The 19,989-nt window shown below is 62.1% G+C and carries 22 protein-coding genes; 10 read left to right on the forward strand and 12 right to left on the reverse strand.

Annotated elements, in window-relative coordinates:
- Positions 1–19: 19 nt before the first annotated feature.
- The 3 genes from OHL11_RS00630 to OHL11_RS00640 form a co-directional block, all read right to left on the reverse strand.
- Positions 20–565, reverse strand: a complete 546-nt coding sequence (locus OHL11_RS00630) for an LOG family protein (protein ID WP_263369536.1) — start codon at positions 563–565, stop codon at positions 20–22.
- Between the two features lie 18 nt (positions 566–583).
- Positions 584–1,849 (reverse strand): glycosyltransferase family 4 protein, encoded by a 1,266-nt coding sequence (locus tag OHL11_RS00635; protein ID WP_263369537.1) that lies wholly within the window; start codon positions 1,847–1,849, stop codon positions 584–586.
- A gap of 125 nt (positions 1,850–1,974) precedes the next feature.
- Complete coding sequence (locus tag OHL11_RS00640; RefSeq protein WP_263369538.1) at positions 1,975–2,301, reverse strand: hypothetical protein; 327 nt, start codon at positions 2,299–2,301, stop codon at positions 1,975–1,977.
- 241 nt (positions 2,302–2,542) lie between these two features.
- On the opposite strand from OHL11_RS00640, the gene OHL11_RS00645 reads away from it, so the two are divergent.
- Together OHL11_RS00645 and OHL11_RS00650 are read left to right on the forward strand one after the other, a co-directional pair.
- The gene (locus OHL11_RS00645; RefSeq protein WP_396269069.1) at positions 2,543–5,479 is read left to right on the forward strand and encodes an ATP-dependent helicase; all 2,937 of its coding nucleotides are present in this window, start codon (positions 2,543–2,545) and stop codon (positions 5,477–5,479) included.
- A gap of 47 nt (positions 5,480–5,526) precedes the next feature.
- Entirely contained in the window at positions 5,527–5,679 is a 153-nt protein-coding gene (locus OHL11_RS00650; RefSeq protein WP_263369539.1) for a hypothetical protein, read from the forward strand.
- A gap of 402 nt (positions 5,680–6,081) precedes the next feature.
- Here OHL11_RS00650 and OHL11_RS00655 read toward each other — a convergent pair whose 3' ends face one another.
- Positions 6,082–6,453, reverse strand: coding sequence for a type II toxin-antitoxin system death-on-curing family toxin (locus OHL11_RS00655; protein ID WP_263369540.1), 372 nt, complete (start codon positions 6,451–6,453; stop codon positions 6,082–6,084).
- Positions 6,450–6,680 carry a ribbon-helix-helix domain-containing protein gene (locus tag OHL11_RS00660; protein WP_263369541.1) on the reverse strand — a complete coding sequence of 77 codons (231 nt, stop codon included), beginning with the start codon at positions 6,678–6,680 and terminating at the stop codon, positions 6,450–6,452. Before OHL11_RS00660 ends, OHL11_RS00655 begins: the two co-directional genes overlap by 4 nt.
- A 129-nt stretch (positions 6,681–6,809) precedes the next feature.
- Between OHL11_RS00660 and OHL11_RS00665 the strand changes: the two genes are divergently transcribed.
- Together OHL11_RS00665 and OHL11_RS00670 are read left to right on the forward strand one after the other, a co-directional pair.
- On the forward strand, positions 6,810–8,357 hold the full coding sequence (locus OHL11_RS00665) for an amino acid permease (protein WP_263369542.1): 1,548 nt from the start codon (positions 6,810–6,812) through the stop codon (positions 8,355–8,357).
- Positions 8,354–8,842, forward strand: coding sequence for a hypothetical protein (locus tag OHL11_RS00670; RefSeq protein ID WP_263369543.1), 489 nt, complete (start codon positions 8,354–8,356; stop codon positions 8,840–8,842). Before OHL11_RS00665 ends, OHL11_RS00670 begins: the two co-directional genes overlap by 4 nt.
- Positions 8,843–8,853: 11 nt before the next feature.
- On the opposite strand, the gene OHL11_RS00675 is transcribed toward OHL11_RS00670, so the two are convergent.
- The 3 genes from OHL11_RS00675 to OHL11_RS00685 are packed head-to-tail and all read right to left on the reverse strand — an operon-like array spanning position 8,854 to position 10,745.
- A complete protein-coding gene (locus OHL11_RS00675; RefSeq protein ID WP_263369544.1) occupies positions 8,854–9,327 on the reverse strand; it encodes an RES family NAD+ phosphorylase in 474 nt (157 codons plus the stop codon).
- Positions 9,327–9,761, reverse strand: coding sequence for a type II RES/Xre toxin-antitoxin system antitoxin (gene parS, locus OHL11_RS00680; RefSeq protein ID WP_263369545.1), 435 nt, complete (start codon positions 9,759–9,761; stop codon positions 9,327–9,329). Before parS ends, OHL11_RS00675 begins: the two co-directional genes overlap by 1 nt.
- 42 nt (positions 9,762–9,803) lie before the next feature.
- Positions 9,804–10,745: a catalase family peroxidase gene (locus OHL11_RS00685; protein WP_263369546.1), complete on the reverse strand. Its 942-nt coding sequence runs from the start codon at positions 10,743–10,745 to the stop codon at positions 9,804–9,806.
- Positions 10,746–10,904: 159 nt separating this feature from the next.
- On the opposite strand from OHL11_RS00685, the gene OHL11_RS00690 reads away from it, so the two are divergent.
- The gene (locus OHL11_RS00690) at positions 10,905–12,083 is read left to right on the forward strand and encodes a helix-turn-helix transcriptional regulator (protein WP_263369547.1); all 1,179 of its coding nucleotides are present in this window, start codon (positions 10,905–10,907) and stop codon (positions 12,081–12,083) included.
- Positions 12,084–12,130: 47 nt separating this feature from the next.
- Positions 12,131–12,811 carry a Bax inhibitor-1/YccA family protein gene (locus OHL11_RS00695; protein ID WP_263369548.1) on the forward strand — a complete coding sequence of 227 codons (681 nt, stop codon included), beginning with the start codon at positions 12,131–12,133 and terminating at the stop codon, positions 12,809–12,811.
- A gap of 53 nt (positions 12,812–12,864) precedes the next feature.
- Here OHL11_RS00695 and OHL11_RS00700 read toward each other — a convergent pair whose 3' ends face one another.
- Entirely contained in the window at positions 12,865–13,242 is a 378-nt protein-coding gene (locus OHL11_RS00700) for a darcynin family protein (protein ID WP_263369549.1), read from the reverse strand.
- A gap of 145 nt (positions 13,243–13,387) precedes the next feature.
- Here OHL11_RS00700 and OHL11_RS00705 point away from each other — a divergent pair, with 145 nt between their 5' ends.
- Complete coding sequence (locus OHL11_RS00705; protein WP_263369550.1) at positions 13,388–13,912, forward strand: TetR/AcrR family transcriptional regulator; 525 nt, start codon at positions 13,388–13,390, stop codon at positions 13,910–13,912.
- Between the two features lie 67 nt (positions 13,913–13,979).
- Entirely contained in the window at positions 13,980–14,717 is a 738-nt protein-coding gene (locus tag OHL11_RS00710) for a YqjF family protein (RefSeq protein ID WP_263369551.1), read from the forward strand.
- On the opposite strand, the gene OHL11_RS00715 is transcribed toward OHL11_RS00710, so the two are convergent.
- Positions 14,707–15,657, reverse strand: a complete 951-nt coding sequence (locus tag OHL11_RS00715) for a fibronectin type III domain-containing protein (RefSeq protein ID WP_263369552.1) — start codon at positions 15,655–15,657, stop codon at positions 14,707–14,709. The two genes, OHL11_RS00710 and OHL11_RS00715, sit on opposite strands and share 11 nt — an antisense overlap.
- Positions 15,658–15,937: 280 nt before the next feature.
- Between OHL11_RS00715 and OHL11_RS00720 the strand changes: the two genes are divergently transcribed.
- Positions 15,938–16,750: a helix-turn-helix domain-containing protein gene (locus tag OHL11_RS00720; protein ID WP_263369553.1), complete on the forward strand. Its 813-nt coding sequence runs from the start codon at positions 15,938–15,940 to the stop codon at positions 16,748–16,750.
- Between the two features lie 74 nt (positions 16,751–16,824).
- Here OHL11_RS00720 and OHL11_RS00725 read toward each other — a convergent pair whose 3' ends face one another.
- Together OHL11_RS00725 and OHL11_RS00730 are read right to left on the reverse strand one after the other, a co-directional pair.
- Complete coding sequence (locus tag OHL11_RS00725; RefSeq protein WP_263369554.1) at positions 16,825–17,370, reverse strand: 5' nucleotidase, NT5C type; 546 nt, start codon at positions 17,368–17,370, stop codon at positions 16,825–16,827.
- Positions 17,367–18,146 carry a zinc ribbon domain-containing protein gene (locus OHL11_RS00730; RefSeq protein WP_263369555.1) on the reverse strand — a complete coding sequence of 260 codons (780 nt, stop codon included), beginning with the start codon at positions 18,144–18,146 and terminating at the stop codon, positions 17,367–17,369. Before OHL11_RS00730 ends, OHL11_RS00725 begins: the two co-directional genes overlap by 4 nt.
- A 128-nt stretch (positions 18,147–18,274) precedes the next feature.
- Here OHL11_RS00730 and OHL11_RS00735 point away from each other — a divergent pair, with 128 nt between their 5' ends.
- Entirely contained in the window at positions 18,275–19,888 is a 1,614-nt protein-coding gene (locus tag OHL11_RS00735; RefSeq protein ID WP_263369556.1) for a DHA2 family efflux MFS transporter permease subunit, read from the forward strand.
- The last annotated feature ends 101 nt before the right edge of the window (positions 19,889–19,989 follow it).

Genomic DNA, 19,989 nt, shown 5'->3' on the forward strand with positions numbered 1-19,989 from the left:
ATGGCGGCGAAGTACGTCGCTAATCGACGCCGCAGAGCGTCAGCGCTTCGTCAACCGTTGTCGCGACCAGCAAACGCTCGCGGTTCTTTGGCTTCAACACGCCCTCGCGCACGCAAACATCCAGGAACTCGAGCAGCTTGTCGTAGAAGCCTCCAAGATTGAGCAGCACCACCGGCTTCTCATGCAGTTTCAACTGCTGCCAGGTGATCACCTCGAAGAGTTCTTCCATGGTGCCGAAGCCGCCGGGCAGCACGAGAAACGCGTCGGCCCGCTCCATCATCAGCGCCTTGCGTGTGTGCATCGTGTCCACAACGTGCAGTTCGCTGACGCCGTTGTGTGCCACTTCGAGGTCCACCAGCACCTGAGGGATGACACCGATCGCTCGTCCGCCACCTCGCAGCACCGCATCGGCAACCGCTCCCATCAGTCCTACGGTGGCACCGCCGTACACCACACCCAGCTGACGCGCAGCCAACGCCGCACCCAGCTCCTCAGCGGCTTCGCGATACACAGGACGCGCGCCGGCAGCCGACGCACAATACACCGCAATATTTTTCACGCTCATGCAGCCAGCATACAAGCCCTATTGCCCGAGCAACATACGCACGAAGGTCTGCACCGGCTCGCTCCGCGGACTGAAGCGCTCACGCACCAGACGCTGTGCGCCGCGCTCCAACTGCTGGCGCTTCGTGGTCGACTCCATCGCTTCCACGACGGCAGCCGCAAACGACTCTGCGTCATCCGCAACGCTGATCGCGTCTGTGGTCCACGCCTCCAGCCCTTGCACACCGACGCTGGTCGACACGATGGCCTTGCCGTAGCTCAACGCCTCGAGCAGCTTGATCTTGATGCCGCTGCCTACGAGCAGCGGCACCACGCAAAGCGCCGCGCGATCGTAGAGTTCGTTCAGCGTATCCACACGGCCCAGCAACATGACGCCTGGCTGATGGAACTCCGCCAACTCCGCGCCGCAGACGCTGCCTGCGATCTCGATCGTTGCATCGGGCACACTCGCTCGCACGCGCGGCCACACCTCTGCGAGAAAGAACTGCAGTCCCGTGACATTGGGCAGGATGTTGCCGCCGACGAAGAAGCAGTGATGCGGCCGCACATCGCGCGCGGTGAACATCGGCTTCAACACGATCGGCTGCACCATCACTGTTGACTGCAGCTTCGTGCGCAGGAGTTCCGCCTCGGCTGCCTGCGCGGCAAGCACCACCTTCGGGGCGTTCAACCAGTCAATCTCTGTGGCTTCGTCAATCGCAGGGCAATCGAGCTCCGCGCCCGCAGACAACATGCGTTGCACGCGCGCCGAAAGCAGATCGTGCGCGATCACCATCGTCGGCAACTGCGACGGAAGCTGCGCGAACAGTGGCGCCCAGAACGCATAGTTCGCGATGACGCATGTAGCGCCGAAGCGTTGTGCCTCGCGCCCAGCCGCAGCCACCTCTGCATCCGTTGCGACGGTCAGGTCCCACGCGTTGGTGTAGAGCGCTTCGCCATATAACTTCTTCACCGCCCACGCGAGCGGCTTGAAGATCGACAACCGCTTGGCTGCGCGACACACATCGCGCGACCAAGCCTTCGCCCACATCGTCCGGACGTACAACGAACCCATGCGCAGATAGCCCGGCACACGAAAACGAACGCCCGCAGGAAACTCCGCCTGCCTGCGAAACACCATCTTCGGCGAGCGGCTACAGGCCAGCGTGCAGAAGACCTCTACCTCGCAACCCTCTGCGCGCAGCAGCTCCAACAGCCCCAGCACCAGGGTGGTGCTGCCGCTTCGCTGATGCAGCACGGGTTCACGCGTGACCAGCAGAACCCGCGGAGGATGTGAAGGCGCCATGCCACTTGTATATCAAGCCTTTGGCTCAACGGCGTTGGCATACGCAGCAGCACCGCAGAAAAATAGGGAGGGTCGTCGTGGCACGAACCCTCCCAAAGCTGATTGTCGATGTGGCTTACTGCGGCTTACTTCAGCGTGATGGTCGCGCCTTCGAATTCGCTGGTGACGCCGCCAAGCACGATGCTGCCATCGGCGCGCGTGATCTTGTCGCCCTGTGCGACCAGCACCTTCGTGCTGCCGCCTGCGGCTACCGTCACTGAAGCGCTGCCGGTCTGCACCGTGATGTCTGCATTGCTGGCGTTCTTGAGCGTGAGGCTCACAGCCTTGGTCTTGTGGAAGAAAGCGCTCACCGGAGCGTGCATCGAAACGGGCTGTGCGCTGGCGGCGATGGGGGCGAAGGCAACGACGGCGGCAGCCATCGCGAAGGTAGCGGAAACGAGACGACGGTTCATGATGATTCTCCTCAAACTCGGTTAGGTATGTGTGAGGAGGTTCACCTTGTCGTGACCTTCTCAACGCACTCTGCACTACGCGAGATAACGCTGAGTGGTTCCGTAGAAGATGAACTTTTTTGAAAGTTTTTTCTTCATCGTTTCGACACAAACTTTTGCATCCGCACACGCTCAGCCGCGCGTTTTCTATGCGCCGCATCGGTCGCAGAACATCCTCAGCTTGCGACAGTAAGATGAATACGTGGCCGATCTTCTCTCCAACATGAACCCGCAGCAACGCGATGGCATCGTCTCTGTCGATGGCCCGGTGCTGCTGCTCGCGGGCGCAGGCTCGGGCAAGACGCGTGTGATCACGCACCGCATCGCGTACCTCATTCAAGAGCGCGGCATCAGCCCGGACAACATCCTCGCCGTGACCTTCACCAACAAGGCCGCGAAAGAGATGCAGGAGCGCGTCGAGAAGATCATGGGGCATGACTCGCTCGCGAAGCCGACGATTGCGACCTTCCATAGCTTCTGCGTGCGCGCACTGCGTCGCGACATCGAAGCGCTGCGCGTCGGCGGCAAAGGCCTCACCAAGAGCTTTGCGATCTACGACGAGAACGATCAGCAGGCCGTCATCAAGTCCGCACTCAAGCGCATCGGCATCGATGACAAGTCGCTGAAGCCGCGCGTAGTGCTCGGCCGCATTTCGTGGGCCAAGAACCACATGATCGACCCGCAGGAGTACTTCCTGAACTCAGGAAACCCTGCTGAAGAAAAAATCGCGCACCTCTTCAAGATCTACAAAGACGAGCTCTTCAAAGCCAACGCGCTCGACTTCGACGATCTGCTGCTCGAAACCGTGCGTCTGCTCAAGAGCGACGCCAGCGTGCGCGAGCGCTACAACCGCAAGTACAAGTACCTGCTCATCGACGAGTATCAGGACACCAACCGTCCGCAGTACGAGCTGATGAAGCTGCTCGGCACGCACTCGAACGTCTGCGTCGTCGGCGATGAAGACCAGTCGATCTACTCCTGGCGTGGCGCGGACATTCGCAACATCCTCGAGTTTGAAAAAGACTTCCCCGAGGCGCGCACCATTCGCCTCGAACAGAACTACCGCTCGACAGCCGTGATCCTCGAAGGCGCGAGCGCGGTTGTTGCGAAGAACACGCAGCGCAAGGGCAAGAACCTCTTCACCACGCGTGAAGGCGGCTCGCTCATCGGCTACTACGAAGCGCCCGACGGCGAGAACGAAGCGCTCTTCATCGCCGACCGCGTCGCAAAGTATCTGCGCGAGGCCGCTGCCGGCACGGACAACCCCGCGCACAACCCGCGCTGCGCCGTGCTCTATCGCACGAACTCGCAGTCGCGGCTCGTGGAAGAAGCGCTGCGTCGCTACCAGGTGAAGTACCACATGGTCGGCGGCTTCAGCTTCTATGACCGCTCGGAAATCAAGGACATGCTCAGCTACCTGAAGCTGGTGCAGAATCCGCATGACTCCGTCGCGCTCGGTCGCGTCGTCAACTCGCCGCCGCGTGGCATCGGCAAGACCACGATGGAGACGCTCGAGAACATGGCGTTGAGCACGGGCACCAGCACGTGGGACGCTATCGCCGCCGCCATCAAGGACAAGCTGCTGCCCGCGCGCGCACTCACCGCGCTCGGCAACTTCCGCCGCTTGATCGACGACGCCCGCGCCATGATGGGCCCGGAGTTCCTGCAAGCGCTCGAAGCCTCCGCGCAACCTGTGACGCTGCCGCCAGCCGATGACGAGCGCCACGAAAACCTTGCCGCTGACGATTACTTCAACTCGGAACCCGAAACTCAAAACTCATCACTCGAAGCAAACGGTGACGACACCGCCTTTGACTTCGGTTTCGCCGAAGAAGAGCCCGCGCCGCCGACCGTTGCAGCCAACGACGCGAACTCTGACTTCGACACCAGCTTCAACTTTGGCTTCGACTTCGGCCCCAGCGAAGAGATCTCCACCATCGCGCCGGAGAACTCTGCGCCCGCACTGAACCTCTTCGCCTCGGAAGCTTCGACGGACACCAAGGCAGCGTTCGCGAATCCCTTTGCGCCCGTTACGCTGAAGTCCGCCAGCGACATCGTGCGCGAAAAGCAGACGCAGATCGTCGAAGCGCAGGGCGGCGCACACGAAGACGCCAATGTCCTCGACGAGCGCGCCTTCCGCAAGCCCGGCGATCCGGCCACGCTGCCCGAACTGATCAAGTTCCTCAACGAGCGCTCCGGCTACATCCGTGCGCTCGAAGACGAGGCGACGCCCGAGAGCTTCTCGCGCATTGAGAACTTGAAGGAACTCGCCAACGCGGCGCAGGACGCGACCTCGCGCGGCGAAACACTCTTCGAGTTCCTCGACCACGCCGCCCTCGTCTCCGACGCCGACCAGTACTCCGCCGACGCGCGCGTGACGCTGATGACGCTGCATGCCGCCAAAGGCCTCGAGTTCCCGCTCGTCTTCCTCTGCGGCATGGAGGAAGGCCTCTTCCCGCACTCGCGCTCCATCACAGACCCCACGCAGATGGAAGAAGAGCGCCGCCTCTGCTACGTCGGCATGACCCGCGCCGAGGACACGCTCATCATGAGCCGCGCGCGTTATCGCCGCCGCTACGGCAACGACATGCCGGAAAGCTCGTTACCCTCTCGATTCCTCGAGGAAGTCCCGCCGTCGCTGGTCGAAGACCTCGGCTCACCTGGCGGCGCGCTCAGCTACGGCCACAACGCCGCCTACGGCAACCGTCGCCGTGGCGGAGACGACGATTACTCCAACGACTCTGGCTACGACTACGCCGACGAATCTCAGGACCCCTCCGCCCGTCCGGCTAAGGGCTATGCCTCTCAACGCTTTGGCGGTGCCGGCAGCAGCTCCGGCGGAACGCGCTTCGGCTCCGGCCCGCTCGACAATACCGCCAAGTTCTTCGGCAAAACCGGCACAACTCCCGGCTTTGGTGGAGGCGCCAGCAAGTTCGGCGGCAAGCCGAAGATGGCCATCGCCAACCCCACCGGGAAGACCGGCAACGCCAAAGGACAGCGTGTTCGCCACCCGAAATACGGCGAAGGCGTCATCTTCGCGCGCGAAGGCGATGGGGACGACGCGAAAATCACGGTACAATTTACTAGCGTTGGCATGAAGAAGTTGGTCGAGAAGTTTGCCCAGCTTGAGAAGCTCTAGCAACTCCCAGCTCTCGCCTCGCAAAACTTTCTGAAAGAGACAAGACAATGGCAAACACCAAGAACCTCGAAAAGACCGAGCGCAAGGCAGCCAAGCGCAAGTCGCGCGCAGCCGCTCCTGCACTGGGCGAGCGCGATTACCCGCGTGGCAGCAAGAAGCAGAAGACCCGCAAGCTGAGCCGCGGCCAGTCCAAGCGCTAGTTTCTAGCAAGCATCAACGCAAACGGCAGAGCTTCGGCTCTGCCGTTTTGCGTTATGGTTCTTCTCATGCGAATCCTTGCATCCCTATTGCTGCTCTGCACCATGTCACCTTTTGCATCAGCAGAGTCGGCTCCATTTGCATGCTTCTGGGTTCGCGGGCGTCTGCACGCTTATAACGGTGCATACCCATTTCGCATCTGGATTGTAGGTACGCATCGCCTACTCGGAATCTCAGAAGACGAAGGACCGAATCTTCCCCCGAGTCTGCAGTCCATCGTGAACGGCTCAGGCGAAACGATCTTCGCTGACTTTGAGGTCTGTCCGACTCAGCCAGACAGCCCCGGATATATGCGTGAAGTCACAGTTCGGCACGTGAAGCATATTGTGCGCGTTGGTCCCGACTTATAGAGCCGTGTGATCTCGCAACCAAGCTGCCAGCGAGGCAAATACGAACTGATCGCCTTGATAGAGTCTGAGGACAAACTCTTCGGCCTCATTGGTTTTTGCCGTTAGCTCGATACCGTTGATGGTGAGGAACGGAAACATCGAGGCGAATGCTGTCGGCTTGTTGCCGTCCACAAACGGAGGGTTCTGCGACAAACTCTCCCACAGCGCAGCCACCTCTTCGATCAAGTCAGCGTAGTAGCCCGTCTGTGGTCGAAAGAGTGCCGCTTCCAGCAGACCGTAATCACGCACGCCGTTCGCGCCGCCGTATCGTGCAATCTGGTCCTCATGCATCGCAAGCACTTCTACCAGCGTGAGGTAGTCCGTCACTCAGCGAGCTTCCTGTAGAGCGGCGCAAATTCCTCGTGGCTGCGCTGGTAAGCCGCCATGACATGCGGCCTCGGGCGCCCTTGCTTGCGCTTTTCGAGGAGGTCGGTCAGAGCTTCATCCACAAGCGCCTGAAGCTGACGCCCTTCGCGCTGCGCAAGCTGTCGCACTTCGCTCAGCACAGCGGAATTCACCTGGGTAGAGAATTTTTCTCGAACTGGTGTTGCCATGCGCGGCCTCCGTGAGTTCACCTCATGATGCATCATGAACATCAAGACGCAATGAGACACTTCAAAGCTCGTTCGCCTCTACAATCACTACAAACCGGTAAATCCACGCGACGGAGCCCACGACACATCTTGCCCCGCCAAATCTTCCGCACCAAGTCCATCGACAAGCTGATCGCCGAGAGCGAGAACCCCGAACATTCGCTCAAAAAGACGCTCGGCCCCGTCTCGCTCACCGCGCTGGGCGTGGGAGCAGTCATCGGCTCGGGCATCTTCACCGTCGTCGGCACGGCCATCGGCGGCAATCCGGCCACGCTCGCCAACTGGAAAGAGTCGCCGGTCATCGACCTGATCCTGCACCACGGCCACGTGGCTGGCCGCCCCGGCGCAGGCCCCGCGCTCGCGCTGTCGATGGTCCTCGTCGCGATCGTTTGCTGCTTCACCGGCCTCTGTTATGCGGAACTCGCGAGCATGATCCCCATCGCCGGCTCGGCCTATACCTACACCTACGCCACGCTCGGCGAGCTCATCGCGTGGATCATCGGCTGGGACCTCATCCTCGAGTACGCCTTCTCCAACATGAGCGTCTCGGTCGGCTTCGCCGCGCACTTCGTCGATCTTCTCGACTGGTGCGGCCTGCACCTGAACCCGAAGTGGCTTTCACCGGCCTATCTGCCACAGGGCCTCACCGGCCTTCAGGGCAACACAATCTACTCGCCCGGCTGGCACGCGGGCTTCAATATCCCGGCGTTCCTCATCGTCATCCTGCTCACGATGATCCTCGTGCGCGGCATCCGCGAGTCCGCCCGCACCAACAACATCATGGTGCTGGTCAAGCTGGTCGCGATCATCGCGTTCATCTTCGTCGGGCTGCACTTCATCCACCCGACCAACTACCACCCCTTTGCGCCGAACGGCTGGACCGGCGTGCTCGCCGGTGGCTCAATCATCTTCTTCACCTACATCGGCTTTGACTCCGTCTCCACCGCCAGCGAGGAGTGCAAAGACCCGCAGCGCGACGTGCCGATCGGCATCATCGCGACGCTCATCATCTGCACGATCCTCTACATCGGCGTAGCGCTGGTGCTCACCGGCATCGTGCCGTGGCAGACGGTCATCGGCGACGCGGCCCCGGTGGTGAACGGCCTGAAGCGCCTGACGCTGCAGACCGGCTCCCCGGTGCTGCACTGGACGCGCCTCGTGGTGCTGCTCGGCGCGATCATCGGCATGATCTCGTCGATCCTCGTCTTCCAACTCGGCCAGGCCCGCGTGTGGTTTGCGATGAGCCGCGACCGCCTGCTGCCGGACGTCTTCTCTGCACTGCATCCGAAGTTCCGCACCCCGGCCTTTGCGACCTGGTTCGCGGGCGTGCTCGTGGCGATCCCCGCTGGCCTCTTCGACGTCGGCACGCTCGCCGACCTGTCGAACATCGGCACGCTCTTTGCGTTCGTGCTGGTGAGCATCGGTGTGCTGGTCCTGCGCAAGAAGCAGCCCGAACGCCGCCGCGGTTTCCGCGTCCCCGGCGGCCCGGTCTTCCCGGTGCTGAGCGTGATCTTCTGCGTCCTGCTGATGGCAGGCCTCCCCGTCCGCACCTGGGAGCGCTTCTTCATCTGGCTGGTGATCGGCCTCTGCGTGTACTACTTCTACTCGCGCAAGCGGAGTGAGTTTTACGGGGGATGATGAGAACGTTTCTCAAGACGATTGCAGTAATGGCGGCTCTGACCGCCTTTACTATTGGCGGTTTCTGGTGGCACCTGCAACACTCCTTTAGTGCTGCTATCTCCTGGCGTTCAAAGGAGACTTGCAGTAACCGAGTGCCATGCACCTTTACCCTTGGCCAGATTTTCCCAGGCGAATGGGACCATCTCATAGTCTTCGATATGACTGCCTCAGAAGACGAAATTCACGCAGTTGTAGGTACTTCCGTCGAGCGTCCAGAGCTTCAGCGCCTGATTGTTTTCATGCAAGGGGATAAGGTCGTGAACCTCGTCACTGAAGCTCAGGGAGTAGAACATCCCAATCGCGATGAAGTTCTCTTCGAGCAGGTTGCAGAAAACGGTAAACACCAAACTATCCGACGCGAATGGGGTTTTGTTGCAGGTAGAGAGTCCGACACATCGCCGCTCGTCCTTACGCGTATCTTGCCCGGGCAAGTTGTGATTTGATGAGCGTCCCTTTAATACCTCGAGCTTGCCGCGAACATCCTCGGATCAAACCGAAAGGGTCTGCTCTGCACAATCTTGAGCTGCTGCATCTTCTCATGTTGCGGGTTGATCAGAATATTCCATTCCACGTCGACCAGTACCGAAGGCACGCGTATCGCCAGCGATTGCTGAGACTTCGACCAGGCATCCCCCGAACGCTGTGTTAGTTCGGAACGGAATCCCCAGTCTTTCGGCGTTTTCTTCGCGGCTAAAAGATCGGTGTTCAAATCGACCGGTACCTCTGCCTGAATCGCAATCAAATCATCCGGTGCTTCATCAGTAGGGCCAATGTGTACAAACAGTTCAAGCGCTGCTAGCGCAAGGCTGTCCGAGGTGTACACCATCGACGTTCCCGCAGAGTTCCAACGACCTCCGAGCAGACGTGCGCCTTCACCAGAGAATGCCGATGCAGCATGTCGCTGCCGGCAAATCCGCCAAACCAGCATCAGCTATAAACTCCGTAGTCGATGCGAAGCAGTATGGTTTCTACGGTCTTGGCTCCCGCATCGGTGTCCAGCAGATCCAGCGGAACCTCCTCGCCTAAGGCGAGGTTCGGGCTCTGCAGCCAACGTGATGCCTTCGCCGAACTGCCCAGCGTATCCTCCGCCTTCGCGAAGACACGAGCCAAGCGCATCATGCGGTCGCTCTCCTCGGAAGAAAGCCGCGAATTGTTCGCGATACGTCGGCTCAGCGTTCGATCGCTGATGCCGACCACCTTCGCCAGCGTCTTCCGCTCCACGGAGAGCCCAGCCGCCAGAAACGGCAAGGTGCCTACCGGTAGACCCTCACGCGTGATCACGCGAAGATCCGTATCGGTCTCCACCTTGCGCTTGAGGATCTTGCGTCCGCCGAGTACCGTCGCGATTGCCGAAGCCGTCATACGCCAATTGTCCGCTTCCGTTCGCCAAATGGCAACATTCGGTTACGCCTGCCGACGCTTGCGTCCGCTCATCAGGTAGATCGCGGCGCGTAGCTCCAGCAGCGGGTCATCGCTCGGCTCGATGCCGTCCGTGCGCGGGATGGGGTCGAAGATGATCTGCTTCTGTTGGGCTTCCGTGTCGGCGACCGGCGCCGTAAGCGTCAGCGTGCCGAGCTCCACCACAGGGCGGTCGGCGGGCCAGTGGATCGTGGCGTCGTCCACCACATCACCCGGCGCCGCGAGTTGCAACTGCACGCTGAAGACCACCGGCGCGGCGCCTACGCGCTCAACGATCTCGTCCACGAGGAAGTCTGCAGGCTTCTCCTTCAGCGTCGCTTCGTCCGCGAACTGGTTGCCCGCGGCCGGAACGATGCGGTAACGGCCGAACTGCTCCTTGCCCTCGGCGTTGAGGAACTTCATCGCCGTCACGCCGAAGTAGGTGTCCGTGGCGAAGCTCGCGGGCGTGGGCTTGGGCGTCTGCACGAAGGCCAGCGCAGCAGGGTGCGCGCCGAGGAATGCCTCCAGCGGCGACCCGCTGAGATTCGCCGGATCGCTCGCAGCGAGAGCGCGCAGGAACTCGAGGAACTCCGCGCCGGTGCGCGTCGGGAAGCCGTCCGTGGAGTGCGAGACGATGTCCGTGTGTACATGCTGCGCGAGCATGAAGCGAATCGCAAAGCCGCGCGGGTTCGCGTTGGGGTCGGCGTCCGGGATCAGCGGCAGGCCGGTCGAGTTCGAGAAGCGCACGACAACCGGCGTCGACGGCTGGTTGAGATGCTGCGCGCGCGAAATGCTCGCCGCAGTGCCCGACGGCTTAAACTCGCCGGTGAGCATGATGCCCTTGGCGTGCGCAGGGCGAAAGCCCGGAAATTCTCCAAAGATCTTGTGGAACTGGGCCAGCAGATCCTGACTCAGGGCCAGCAGCTTCTCATCGTTCGGTAGCGGCATCGATCGTCTCCAGCAAAGCGGAAGTGGTTGTGCTCTACTTTCGCATACCTTGAGGACACCACTCTCCACAGCGGAGTAAAGGCTGTAATTTCAGTTGCATATAGCTGCAGGTCGGGTAAAGTGGACGTAGCTCCCCACAAGATCCTCAGGCCACGATTCATGTCCTCACCCGCGATGAACCCCATCGACGCCATCCCGTCTTTGCTTTCCACGCTTTATGAAGCGGCCGCTACGCCAGAGCGGTGGCAGCCGTTCCTGCTGGAGTTGAGCCAGCGGATGCAGGCGACGCACGCCTACCTGCTGGCCGATGCGCCCGCCGCGCCCGACAAGCGCAGCTACCTGTTGCATGGCTTTACGCCGAACGACATGCAGCGCTACGCCGACCACTACTTCGCACAGGACATCGCGCTCGAACGCGCTCTGCATCATGTCTCGCGCAACGGCCGCTTCACCGGCACGCTTGATTTCCTGGTGCCTACCAGCGAGTTGAAGAAGCTTGAAATCTACGCCGACTTCATGGTGCCCGTCGGCCTGATGCACCAGATCTCTACCGCGACCGGCCCGGTGGGCCCGTTCGCTTCGCACGGCGTCGCGGTCTGGCGGCCCGAGAATGCCAAGCCGTTCGATGCCGTCGATCTGCAGGTGCTGGATGTGCTGGCACCGCACCTGCAGCAGGCGCTGCTGCTCAATGCGCGACTCTGCGAGATGGCCGAACTGCAGCAGGTGTTGGAGTACGGACTTGACGCGAGCCGCACGGCGCTGGTGGCGCTCACCGCGCAAGGCCGCGTCACTGCGGTTTCGCCTCATGCGCGCCGCTTGCTGGAAGCGGGCAAGGGCCTGCGGCTCTTCGCCGACACATTGCTGGCGGACGCGCCCGAGCACGACCGCGAGTTGCAGCAGCTGGTACGTGGAGCCTGCGAGGCAACGTCGCCAGAGGGGTCGCTGTTGCCGCCGGGAGGCTCGCTGCGCGTTCATACGCCGGACGCAGGCGTCGGCATCATCGCGCATGTGCGCCCGTTCCTCTCGCGGCAATCGGGCGCCATGGCTTCCACCGCCGCGCTGGTGCTGCTGGCGGATCCGAGCGACAAGCCGCCGGCCCGAGCCGACATTCTGCGCGACCTTTTCGGCCTCACACCGGTCGAGATTCGCCTGTGCCAGTTGCTGCTGTGCACGGAGAGCGTGCGCGAGGCCGCCGAGCAGGCCCGGCTTTCGTATACCACCGGGCGTTTCCACCTGAAGCAGATCTTTCGCAAGTGCGGCATTAGCCGGCAAATCGAGCTGGTGCAGTTGCTGCTTTCGCTTCCCGGCAGCGACGACACCGCCGCCCCGCGACCTTGAGCCTCCGCAAGCGTCTAATCTTGTAGGAGAGGTCTTCTAGAACTGCCATGCGCACCATTGATATGACCAACGGAGCTCGCGTCGTTTCGACCCGCTCCACCGCAAGCCTGCTCAGCCAGGTACTTTGGATCACCGCTGCCGGTTTCGTCACCACCGCGGCCGGCGCATATGTCGCGCCGATGCTGCTGGGTGGTATTGGCTTCGGCGTGCTGTTTCTCGCAACCTTTGCACTCATCCTTGCCGTGAACATGACCGCCCGTAAATCGCCCGGGCTGGCGCTGGTGCTCTTCTACGCATTCACGTTTCTGATGGGCGTCGAAGTCGGCCCCGTCATCAAGGCGTATCTGCACATCCCCGGGGGACAGCTTGTCGTCTTTCAAGCTGCGGGAACGACCGCGCTCGGCATGGCCATCATGGCCGTCGTCGCGCAGATCGCGAACTTCGACTACCAGCGCGTCGGCCGCACGGCGTTCTGGTGCCTGATCGGATTGTGCCTCGTCGGCCTGCTCGGCTCGTTCGTGCACATCGTCTCGCCGGGCCTGTACGCGTGGGCTTCGCTGGCGATCTTCAGCGTGCTTCTGCTGGTGGACTTCATGCGTCTCCGCGACGGAGCCATGGGGCTCGCGCCGGTGCAGATGGCGCTGAGCATCTACCTCGACGCGTTGAACATCTTCATGGCGCTGCTGCAGATCTTCGGCGGCAGCAATAACTCGCGCTCACGTAACTAACGCATCGCCATTGCAGCAAGAGCGGGGACACACACTGTGTCCCCGCTTCTGCTTTAAGCCGCGTGGATCATCGCGGGGTAGTTGGCTTCCATCGCCGGCAGGATGTTGACGACCTCGAAGTAGTGGTCCCAGAAGAGCGTCTCGCGCAGGTGGTCGGCGATCCACGCCCACGCGTTGAGGTCGATGGTCTCCCACAGCAGCAGGTCCGAGGCCACCGCGCTGAAGGCTTCCGTCTCGAAGTACCGGAGCTTCACCTGCGGGCGTTTCCGCAGGATCGGGAAGACGGTCGTCTTAAAGAACGCCTCGCGCTCGTGGTTCGGCAGGTCAAGCCAATGGCGCGTGGTCTTCACCAGCATGAAGATGTGGAAGGTTCCGGCAAGTCCTTCGTGCTCGGAAAGTACAGCGTCAGGTGCAAAAGATTCAGTAGGCATCGTGTGTTTCACTCCTTGCTCTCTATAATGTGAGCAAATGCTCACAAAGAAAACTCGCGTTTCCGCGCCTCGCAAACGGGTCTCCCGGAAGGTCGCAAACCCGCGTAAACAGCCGTCGCAGGAGCGCTCCAAGGAAACGGTTTCGGTGATTCTCGAAGCCGCTGCTCGCGTTCTCGAACGCAAAGGGCTCGAGGGTTTCAACACCAACGCGGTCGCAGAGGCCGCTGGTGTGAGCATCGGCTCGCTCTACCAGTACTTTCCGAACAAGGATTCGCTCACCCTCGCGCTCATCCAGCTCTTCGAGCAAGAGCTTCACGCGGCGTATCTGCAGGCCGTTGAAGAGACGGAAGGAGCGTCGCTCGAAGAGACCTTCCGCGCTCTGGTGAAGCATCAGTACCGCGTGCATCATCGCCGCCCAGCGCTGCACCGTTTGCTCGAAGCGGAAGAAGACCGCCTGCGCCCGGAAGAGCCTGCCGACGAAGATGCCGTGGAAGAGACGCTGCTGCGTCGCCTCCACCTGCATCGCAAATCTCCGCGCGCACAGCGCGTTGAAGAAATCGCCGACATCTTCACCATCTCGCGGGCCATGATCGACGAAACCCTGCGCGAAGGGGCGACAGAAGCCGCCGTCGTGCGCCGCACGATGCGCGCGCTGCAGGGATATCTGTAGAGCTTCGCCAACAATCGTCGATTTCCATTGAAACGAGTCGGTCGCTTCTGCATCTTAGAAACTAACGATGTCCACGTTCCTCACAGCCGATTGGCGCAAGCTCATCATGGCGCAGTATGAAGTCGCGCCCGAGCGCCTTGCGCCGTACATGCCTGCGGGCGTGGAGCTCGACCTGTTCGAGGGCAAGTGCTACGTCTCGCTCGTCGGTTTTCTCTTCGACCACGTGCGCCTGAAGGGCCTGCCGATCCCCGGCCATACGTCATTTGAAGAGATCAACCTGCGCTTTTACGTGCGTCGCCCGAACGCGCCGGACGGTCAGTCGCGGCGCGGCGTGGTCTTCATCCGCGAGTTCGTGCCGCGCTCGGCGATCACGTGGATCGCGCGCGCCTTCTATGGCGAACCCTACTCGACCATGCCCACGCAGCATCACATCCGCGGCAATGAGCACACGCTCTTCGTCGAGTATGGCTGGAAGCACCACGGCATGTGGCAGAGCGTCGGCGTAGAGGCCGAACTGCGCGCGCGTGAGATCCCGCCCGGCACGATCGAGGAGTTCATCACCGAGCACTACTGGGGCTACACGCGGCGCAAGGACGGCACCACCTGGGAGTACGCCGTGCATCATCCGCGCTGGCAGGTGTACCCGATCAAGCGCTTCGATATCTCGGCAGATTTCGGTGAGCTTTACGGCTCCGTGATGGCGGGAATCGATCCCAAGCAGCCCGCGCATGTGTTGCTGGCCGAGGGCTCGCACATTACCGTCGACTCGCACGCGCCCGACCGCATCGTCACGCCTACGGCGTAACGCTCGCCGTTGCCGCCGCGCTTTCGTTGCCGTGGCGGTCCACTGCGGTCACGCGCCAGGTATAGGCCACGCCTTCCTTCGCCGTAGCGTCGTGGAAAGCGGGCGTCGCTATCGGCTTGTCGTTGAGGCGAAGGCGCGCGCCAGCGGAGTCCACCCGGTAGACGTTGTAGCCCGCAAGGTCCGCGTCCTCGACAGGGTCCCAGATGAGGTCAACCGCCCAGGTGCCGTTCTCCGCGCGGAAGCCAGCGGTGGTGAGTCCCTGCGGCGCGGGCGGAGGGTAGACGTCATGCAGCGTGTAACTGACGGCCGCGTCTTCCCCCAGCAACTTCAGCGAGCGGTTGCCGAGCGAAACGCTCTTCTCGCGGTGCGCGCTGTAGCGATACGGCACGTCCTCCTTCGCGGAGGTGTCGACCATGCGGCCGGGGTCGCCACCGCCTTCGGGCTTCAGCAACACAGGCTTGGTCGCGCCCGCCGCGGTGCGCTCGACCGTCACGTCGCCAGCGTCCGGCACAGGCTGCCACTGCAACACCACGCCCAGTCGCGAACCCTGCGCGCGCAGCGTCGCCATCACCGGCGGCGCATTGCCCCCGGCCACGAAAACCGGATCGCTCGCTCCCGCAGAGCGCCCGCGAGCGTTCAGCAATTCAATGCGATAGCCCAGCAGCTTGGGTGCGCCGGCGGAGAACTGCAAGGGGAGCGCGTCGGTGATCTCGTGCACGCTGCCCGGGGCGACCGGTAGCGTCAGCGCGATCAACGCCAGACAGGGGCCATGCTCCACTTCGCGGCAAAGCTGCGCCCGCAGAGCATCGCGGTCGCGCAGCAGCACGCCATCGGTCGTGCGCGTGCTCACGGTGAAACGTACGGTGACGCGGTCTCCCACGCGCTCGGCGGAGAGTTTGCGCGCAAAAGCCGGCAGGTGCAGGGAAGGCGGCTTGGGCACTCCCGGGCTGGCGCAACCGGCCAATGCCAGTAAAATCCCACCCAGCGCCGCTGCGCTTCCCCGCTGCCATAAACCGTTCCGCATCGACTCTGAGCCTAGCATTCTTTCCCGGCGTCCTGGGCTTCCGGTCGCCGGAGTCCGCCTCTCTGAAACCGGCGAAGCATCTTTTTGCCGACAATCGACGTCCTTCTGTGTTGAGAACACGGTTTTGCTCCTGCACAAAGCGGAACTCTGCTTTGTCTTCGCCCCTAGAGAATCCCCGCTGGAGACCGAGAGTCTGATGCCCCATAGAAAACGCATCCACGAAGTGACGTTATTGGCCCACCACAGCGCAACCGATGCGGCCAAGCCACATTTGCTGGCACGTCCTACCGACGCTCAGGCGGGTCCCGCAGAAGATCCCGAGGTTTTCAGCGCAGACGGATCCGTTCGCGCTGAAGCCGCTGAATCCTTCATCGAGAACAAGCGCATCGGCGATCGCATCAAGTTCCTGCGGCAGCGCAAGAGCATGGGGTTGGTCGAACTCGGACGCCACACCGGCCTCTCCGCCAGCTTCCTGTCACAGCTTGAGACTGGCCGCGTCGTGCCGACGCTGCGCAACCTCGCGCGCATCGCCATGGTCTTCTCAAAGGACCTCAGCTTCTTCTTCGAACCCGAACGCCCGGAGATGTTCCGCATCGTGCGCGCCGCCGACCGTCAGCGCCAGCCGCAGACCGGCGCCGACGAGCCAGCCTACTTCTTCGAGAGCCTCGGCCAGATTCCCGGCGAATACCCCATCGCACCCTACGTAGCTGAATTCCTTCCGCTCGAAGGCGATCGCGTGGGTCGCGAGCATCAGCATCCGGGAGCGGAGTTTCTCTTCATCCTCGATGGCTCTATGGAAGTGCGTCACGGCAACCAGACCGAGGTGGTCGAAGCAGGCGATGCCGTTTACTTCCACTCGACGGCCATCCACAGCTACCGCGCGCTGAACGAGAAACCCTGCGCCACGCTGATCGTCACCCTGCCGGAAGCCGCTCGCGCAGGCAGTCAGATCGGCACGCGCGTACCGGTCTTCGCTAACCCGCGCGTGGCTCGCGGATCTGCTGCCTAAGCTTGCCTGCAACCTAAAACAGCAAGGCCGGGGAGCGATCCCCGGCCTTTGCTTTGCTGATCTGTACGCTTTCTCTAATCCAGGAACATCTTCTCGACGTCCAGCCAGTTGTTCACGCGGCGGAAGCCCTCTACATTGAGGTTCGCCGGCGAGGTGAACAGGATGCCCTCACCCTGGAAGCGGCGAAGCTGGCGTGGGTTATCGTCGATCAGGTAATCGCCTTGCAGAATGCCCTTGTCGCCGCAGAAAACGATGTTCGACGGGGGAATAAACGGGAAGTGCTGCTTCAGCCACTCGAACTTCGCGTTGAAGCTCTTGGGCACCTCCATCGCTGCGGTGGCGATGAAGACGTCGTACTGGCTCTGCAGGCGCTCCAGCACACGCTGCGCGTCGGGCATCACCCCGAGCACCGCGAAGAAGTCGTCGCTCTGCATGTAGCGTTCAAGTGCCGCCGCGCGCTCCTCGGGGACGTACTGCCAGATCCACTGCCCCGCGAGGTCCTTCACCGTGACGTTCTCGTTGAACTCCTGGTTGTAGCGCAGCAGATGCTCGGCCAGAGCGTCTGCCATCACCTCATCCATATCGACACAAATGATCTTGCGGTCCCCGCGAATACTCATATCGTTCCCAGTGTAACCGCGCGGCGCAGGCGGTCGCCTTCAGGCCAGGCGGCGGGACGGTCGCGCCGCAGGTCGTAGAACAGGATGCGGCCGCAGCTCTCGCAGGTGAAAAGCTCGCTCTCGTGCTCGCGTCCGGTGATCTCCGCCCAGCGCTGCGGACGCACCTTCATCCGACACGCCGAGCACTGCCCGTCCACCGCTTCGGCCAGCCCTGTGCCGCGCGACTTCGACAGCCGATCGTAGCTCGACAGCGTATCCTCGCCGATGCCCGCCCGCACCTCGGTGCGCTCCTTGCCCAGAGCCGCCAACTCGCGTTCGCCGCGCGCAACGCCTTCAGCCGCCAACGCTTCGCGCTCCGCCAGAATCGACTTCGCCGCCTCCAACGCCTGCTGCAACCTCGGCTGCGCCGCCTCCAGCGCCTCGGTCCGCTCCATCGACGCCAGCTCCTCGTCCTCGAGCTTCGCGATCGCCTCGCGGGCAAAGCTTAGCTCATGCTCCAGCGCGTTCACCTGCGCGGTGCTGGTGGCTGCATCGAGCTGCTTGCTGAGCTTGGCGACCTTCGTCCGATGGTCCCCGGCGTCGGACTCCTGCCGTCGGCGCAAAGCCTCTTCCTTGGCGACATCCGCCGCGTTGGCGTCTACGGCAGACTGCGCTACGGACAATCTTTGCTTCGCTTCGGAGACCGACTTCGCAAAAATCGCCGGTTGAGCGCGAAAATGCACCACTTCCAGGTCAATCGCTTGCAATACAACGAGTTTTTCTACGTCTACGTTCATGGCTACGTCCCGAGGGAAGGCTAGCATGGACTTGACTCGGGCATCGGGCGACCGCTCACGTCGTATCCCGCCGCAAAAAGGCTGAATCGCGGCCCAACTCCACAGAATCGAACGAACAGACCCTAATTATGGCTTCTGCTGCTATCGCTCAACCCGTTGCTGTGCCCTGGCGTCCCAAGATCAACCCTTGGGTCGTCGCCATGACCGTTACGCTTGCGACCTTCATGGAAGTGCTCGACAGCTCTATCGCCAACGTCGCCCTGCCGCACATCGCGGGCGGCCTCGGCGCTACGCAGGATGAAGCCACCTGGGTGCTCACCGCGTACCTCGTCGCCAACGCCGTCATCCTTCCGGCCGGCGCGTATATGACCACCTTCATCGGGCGCAAGAAGTTCTACATGATCTGCGTCGCGCTCTTCGGCATCTCGTCCGCCATGTGCGGCTTCGCGCCGACGCTGCCGCTGCTGGTCTTCTTCCGCATCATTCAGGGCATCGGCGGCGGCGGCCTCGCGCCGTCCGAACAGGCGATCCTCGCCGACACCTTCCCGCCGGAGAAACGCGGGCAGGCCTTCGCGATGTACGGCCTCGCCGTGGTCGTAGCTCCGGCCATCGGCCCCACGCTCGGCGGCTGGATCACCGACAACTACGACTGGCGCTGGATCTTCTTCATCAACGTGCCCATCTGCCTGCTCTCGCTCTTCCTCACCTCGCGCATCGTGGAAGATCCACCGCACGTGGCCGAGCAGGTGGCCGAAGCGCAGAAGGGCGGCGTGCGTCTCGATCTCCTCGGCTTCGCGCTCGTCGGCATCACCTTCGGCTCGCTCGAGTTCATCCTCGACAAGGGCCAGGAGGACGACTGGTTCGCCTCGCACCTCATCACCTTCTTCGCCGTGGCGATGGTCGTGGCCTTTGTGGTGCTGATCTGGTGGGAACTCAAGCAGCTCAAGGACGGCAATCGTCCGTTGCTGAACCTCACGCTCTTCAAGCGACCGCAGTTTGCCATCTCGTTCATGCTGATGTTCGTGCTCGGCTTCTCGCTCTACGGCACGACCATCCTCATCCCGCAGTTTGTGCAGACGCTGCTCGGCTACACGGCAGAGCTCGCCGGTAAGGTCCTCTCTCCGGCAGGCTTCATGATGATGGCGATGATGCCCGTCGTCGGCATCCTCTCCGGCAAGGTCGACCCGCGTAAACTCATCGGCTATGGCTTCGGCATGTTGACGCTTTCGCTCGTCTACATGGCGAAGCTCAACCTGAACATCAGCTACGGCGAACTCGTGCTGATGCGCTGCTTCCAGGCATCGGGCCTCGCGTTCCTCTTCATTCCCATCAACACGATTGCGTACGTGGGCGTGAAGCAGACGGAGAACAACGATGTCTCCGGTCTCACGAACCTGGCGCGTAACATCGGCGGCTCCTGCGGTACGGCGTTCATGGCCACGATGCTCGTGCGCCGCGCCAACGCCCACCAGAGCTCGATGATCCGCAACATGACGACGCTGAGCCCTGGCTTCAAGATGCAGTACAGCTCGCTGATGGGCGCGTTCAGCAAGTCGGCTGGCTCGCCGGGTGCTGGCCACACGGCACAGGCGTTCATCTACAACCAACTGATCCGCCAGGCCACGACGCTCGCGTATGTGGACATCATCCGCTACCTGACGATCTTCTGCGCCTGCATGTTGCCGCTGCTGTTCTTCATCCCACGTCCGCCGAAGAACGCAGCCGCAAGCGCCGGCCACTAGAAGCGAATCAGCAAGACAAATCGGGCCTCGGAGAAATCCGAGGCCCGCTTTTCTGACATCCTCACAAACTCAAACACTGACACACTGGAAGGCCCATCTGA

It is taken from the genome of Granulicella cerasi (assembly GCF_025685575.1).
GTDB lineage: Bacteria > Acidobacteriota > Terriglobia > Terriglobales > Acidobacteriaceae > Granulicella > Granulicella cerasi.

What these genes read in the sequence shown, in the direction of transcription:
- OHL11_RS00660 (WP_263369541.1), bottom strand. Translation starts at nt 6,680, where the DNA reads ATGGCAACACCAGTTCGAGAAAAATTCTCTACCCAGGTGAATTCCGCT.
- OHL11_RS00685 (WP_263369546.1), bottom strand. Translation starts at nt 10,745, where the DNA reads ATGCCGCTACCGAACGATGAGAAGCTGCTGGCCCTGAGTCAGGATCTG.
- OHL11_RS00695 (WP_263369548.1), top strand. Translation starts at nt 12,131, where the DNA reads ATGCGCACCATTGATATGACCAACGGAGCTCGCGTCGTTTCGACCCGC.
- OHL11_RS00720 (WP_263369553.1), top strand. Translation starts at nt 15,938, where the DNA reads ATGCCCCATAGAAAACGCATCCACGAAGTGACGTTATTGGCCCACCAC.
- OHL11_RS00640 (WP_263369538.1), bottom strand. Translation starts at nt 2,301, where the DNA reads ATGAACCGTCGTCTCGTTTCCGCTACCTTCGCGATGGCTGCCGCCGTC.
- OHL11_RS00735 (WP_263369556.1), top strand. Translation starts at nt 18,275, where the DNA reads ATGGCTTCTGCTGCTATCGCTCAACCCGTTGCTGTGCCCTGGCGTCCC.
- OHL11_RS00630 (WP_263369536.1), bottom strand. Translation starts at nt 565, where the DNA reads ATGAGCGTGAAAAATATTGCGGTGTATTGTGCGTCGGCTGCCGGCGCG.
- OHL11_RS00670 (WP_263369543.1), top strand. Translation starts at nt 8,354, where the DNA reads ATGATGAGAACGTTTCTCAAGACGATTGCAGTAATGGCGGCTCTGACC.
- OHL11_RS00730 (WP_263369555.1), bottom strand. Translation starts at nt 18,146, where the DNA reads ATGAACGTAGACGTAGAAAAACTCGTTGTATTGCAAGCGATTGACCTG.
- OHL11_RS00700 (WP_263369549.1), bottom strand. Translation starts at nt 13,242, where the DNA reads ATGCCTACTGAATCTTTTGCACCTGACGCTGTACTTTCCGAGCACGAA.
- OHL11_RS00690 (WP_263369547.1), top strand. Translation starts at nt 10,905, where the DNA reads ATGTCCTCACCCGCGATGAACCCCATCGACGCCATCCCGTCTTTGCTT.
- OHL11_RS00725 (WP_263369554.1), bottom strand. Translation starts at nt 17,370, where the DNA reads ATGAGTATTCGCGGGGACCGCAAGATCATTTGTGTCGATATGGATGAG.
- OHL11_RS00710 (WP_263369551.1), top strand. Translation starts at nt 13,980, where the DNA reads ATGTCCACGTTCCTCACAGCCGATTGGCGCAAGCTCATCATGGCGCAG.
- OHL11_RS00675 (WP_263369544.1), bottom strand. Translation starts at nt 9,327, where the DNA reads ATGCTGGTTTGGCGGATTTGCCGGCAGCGACATGCTGCATCGGCATTC.
- OHL11_RS00650 (WP_263369539.1), top strand. Translation starts at nt 5,527, where the DNA reads ATGGCAAACACCAAGAACCTCGAAAAGACCGAGCGCAAGGCAGCCAAG.
- parS (WP_263369545.1), bottom strand. Translation starts at nt 9,761, where the DNA reads ATGACGGCTTCGGCAATCGCGACGGTACTCGGCGGACGCAAGATCCTC.
- OHL11_RS00635 (WP_263369537.1), bottom strand. Translation starts at nt 1,849, where the DNA reads ATGGCGCCTTCACATCCTCCGCGGGTTCTGCTGGTCACGCGTGAACCC.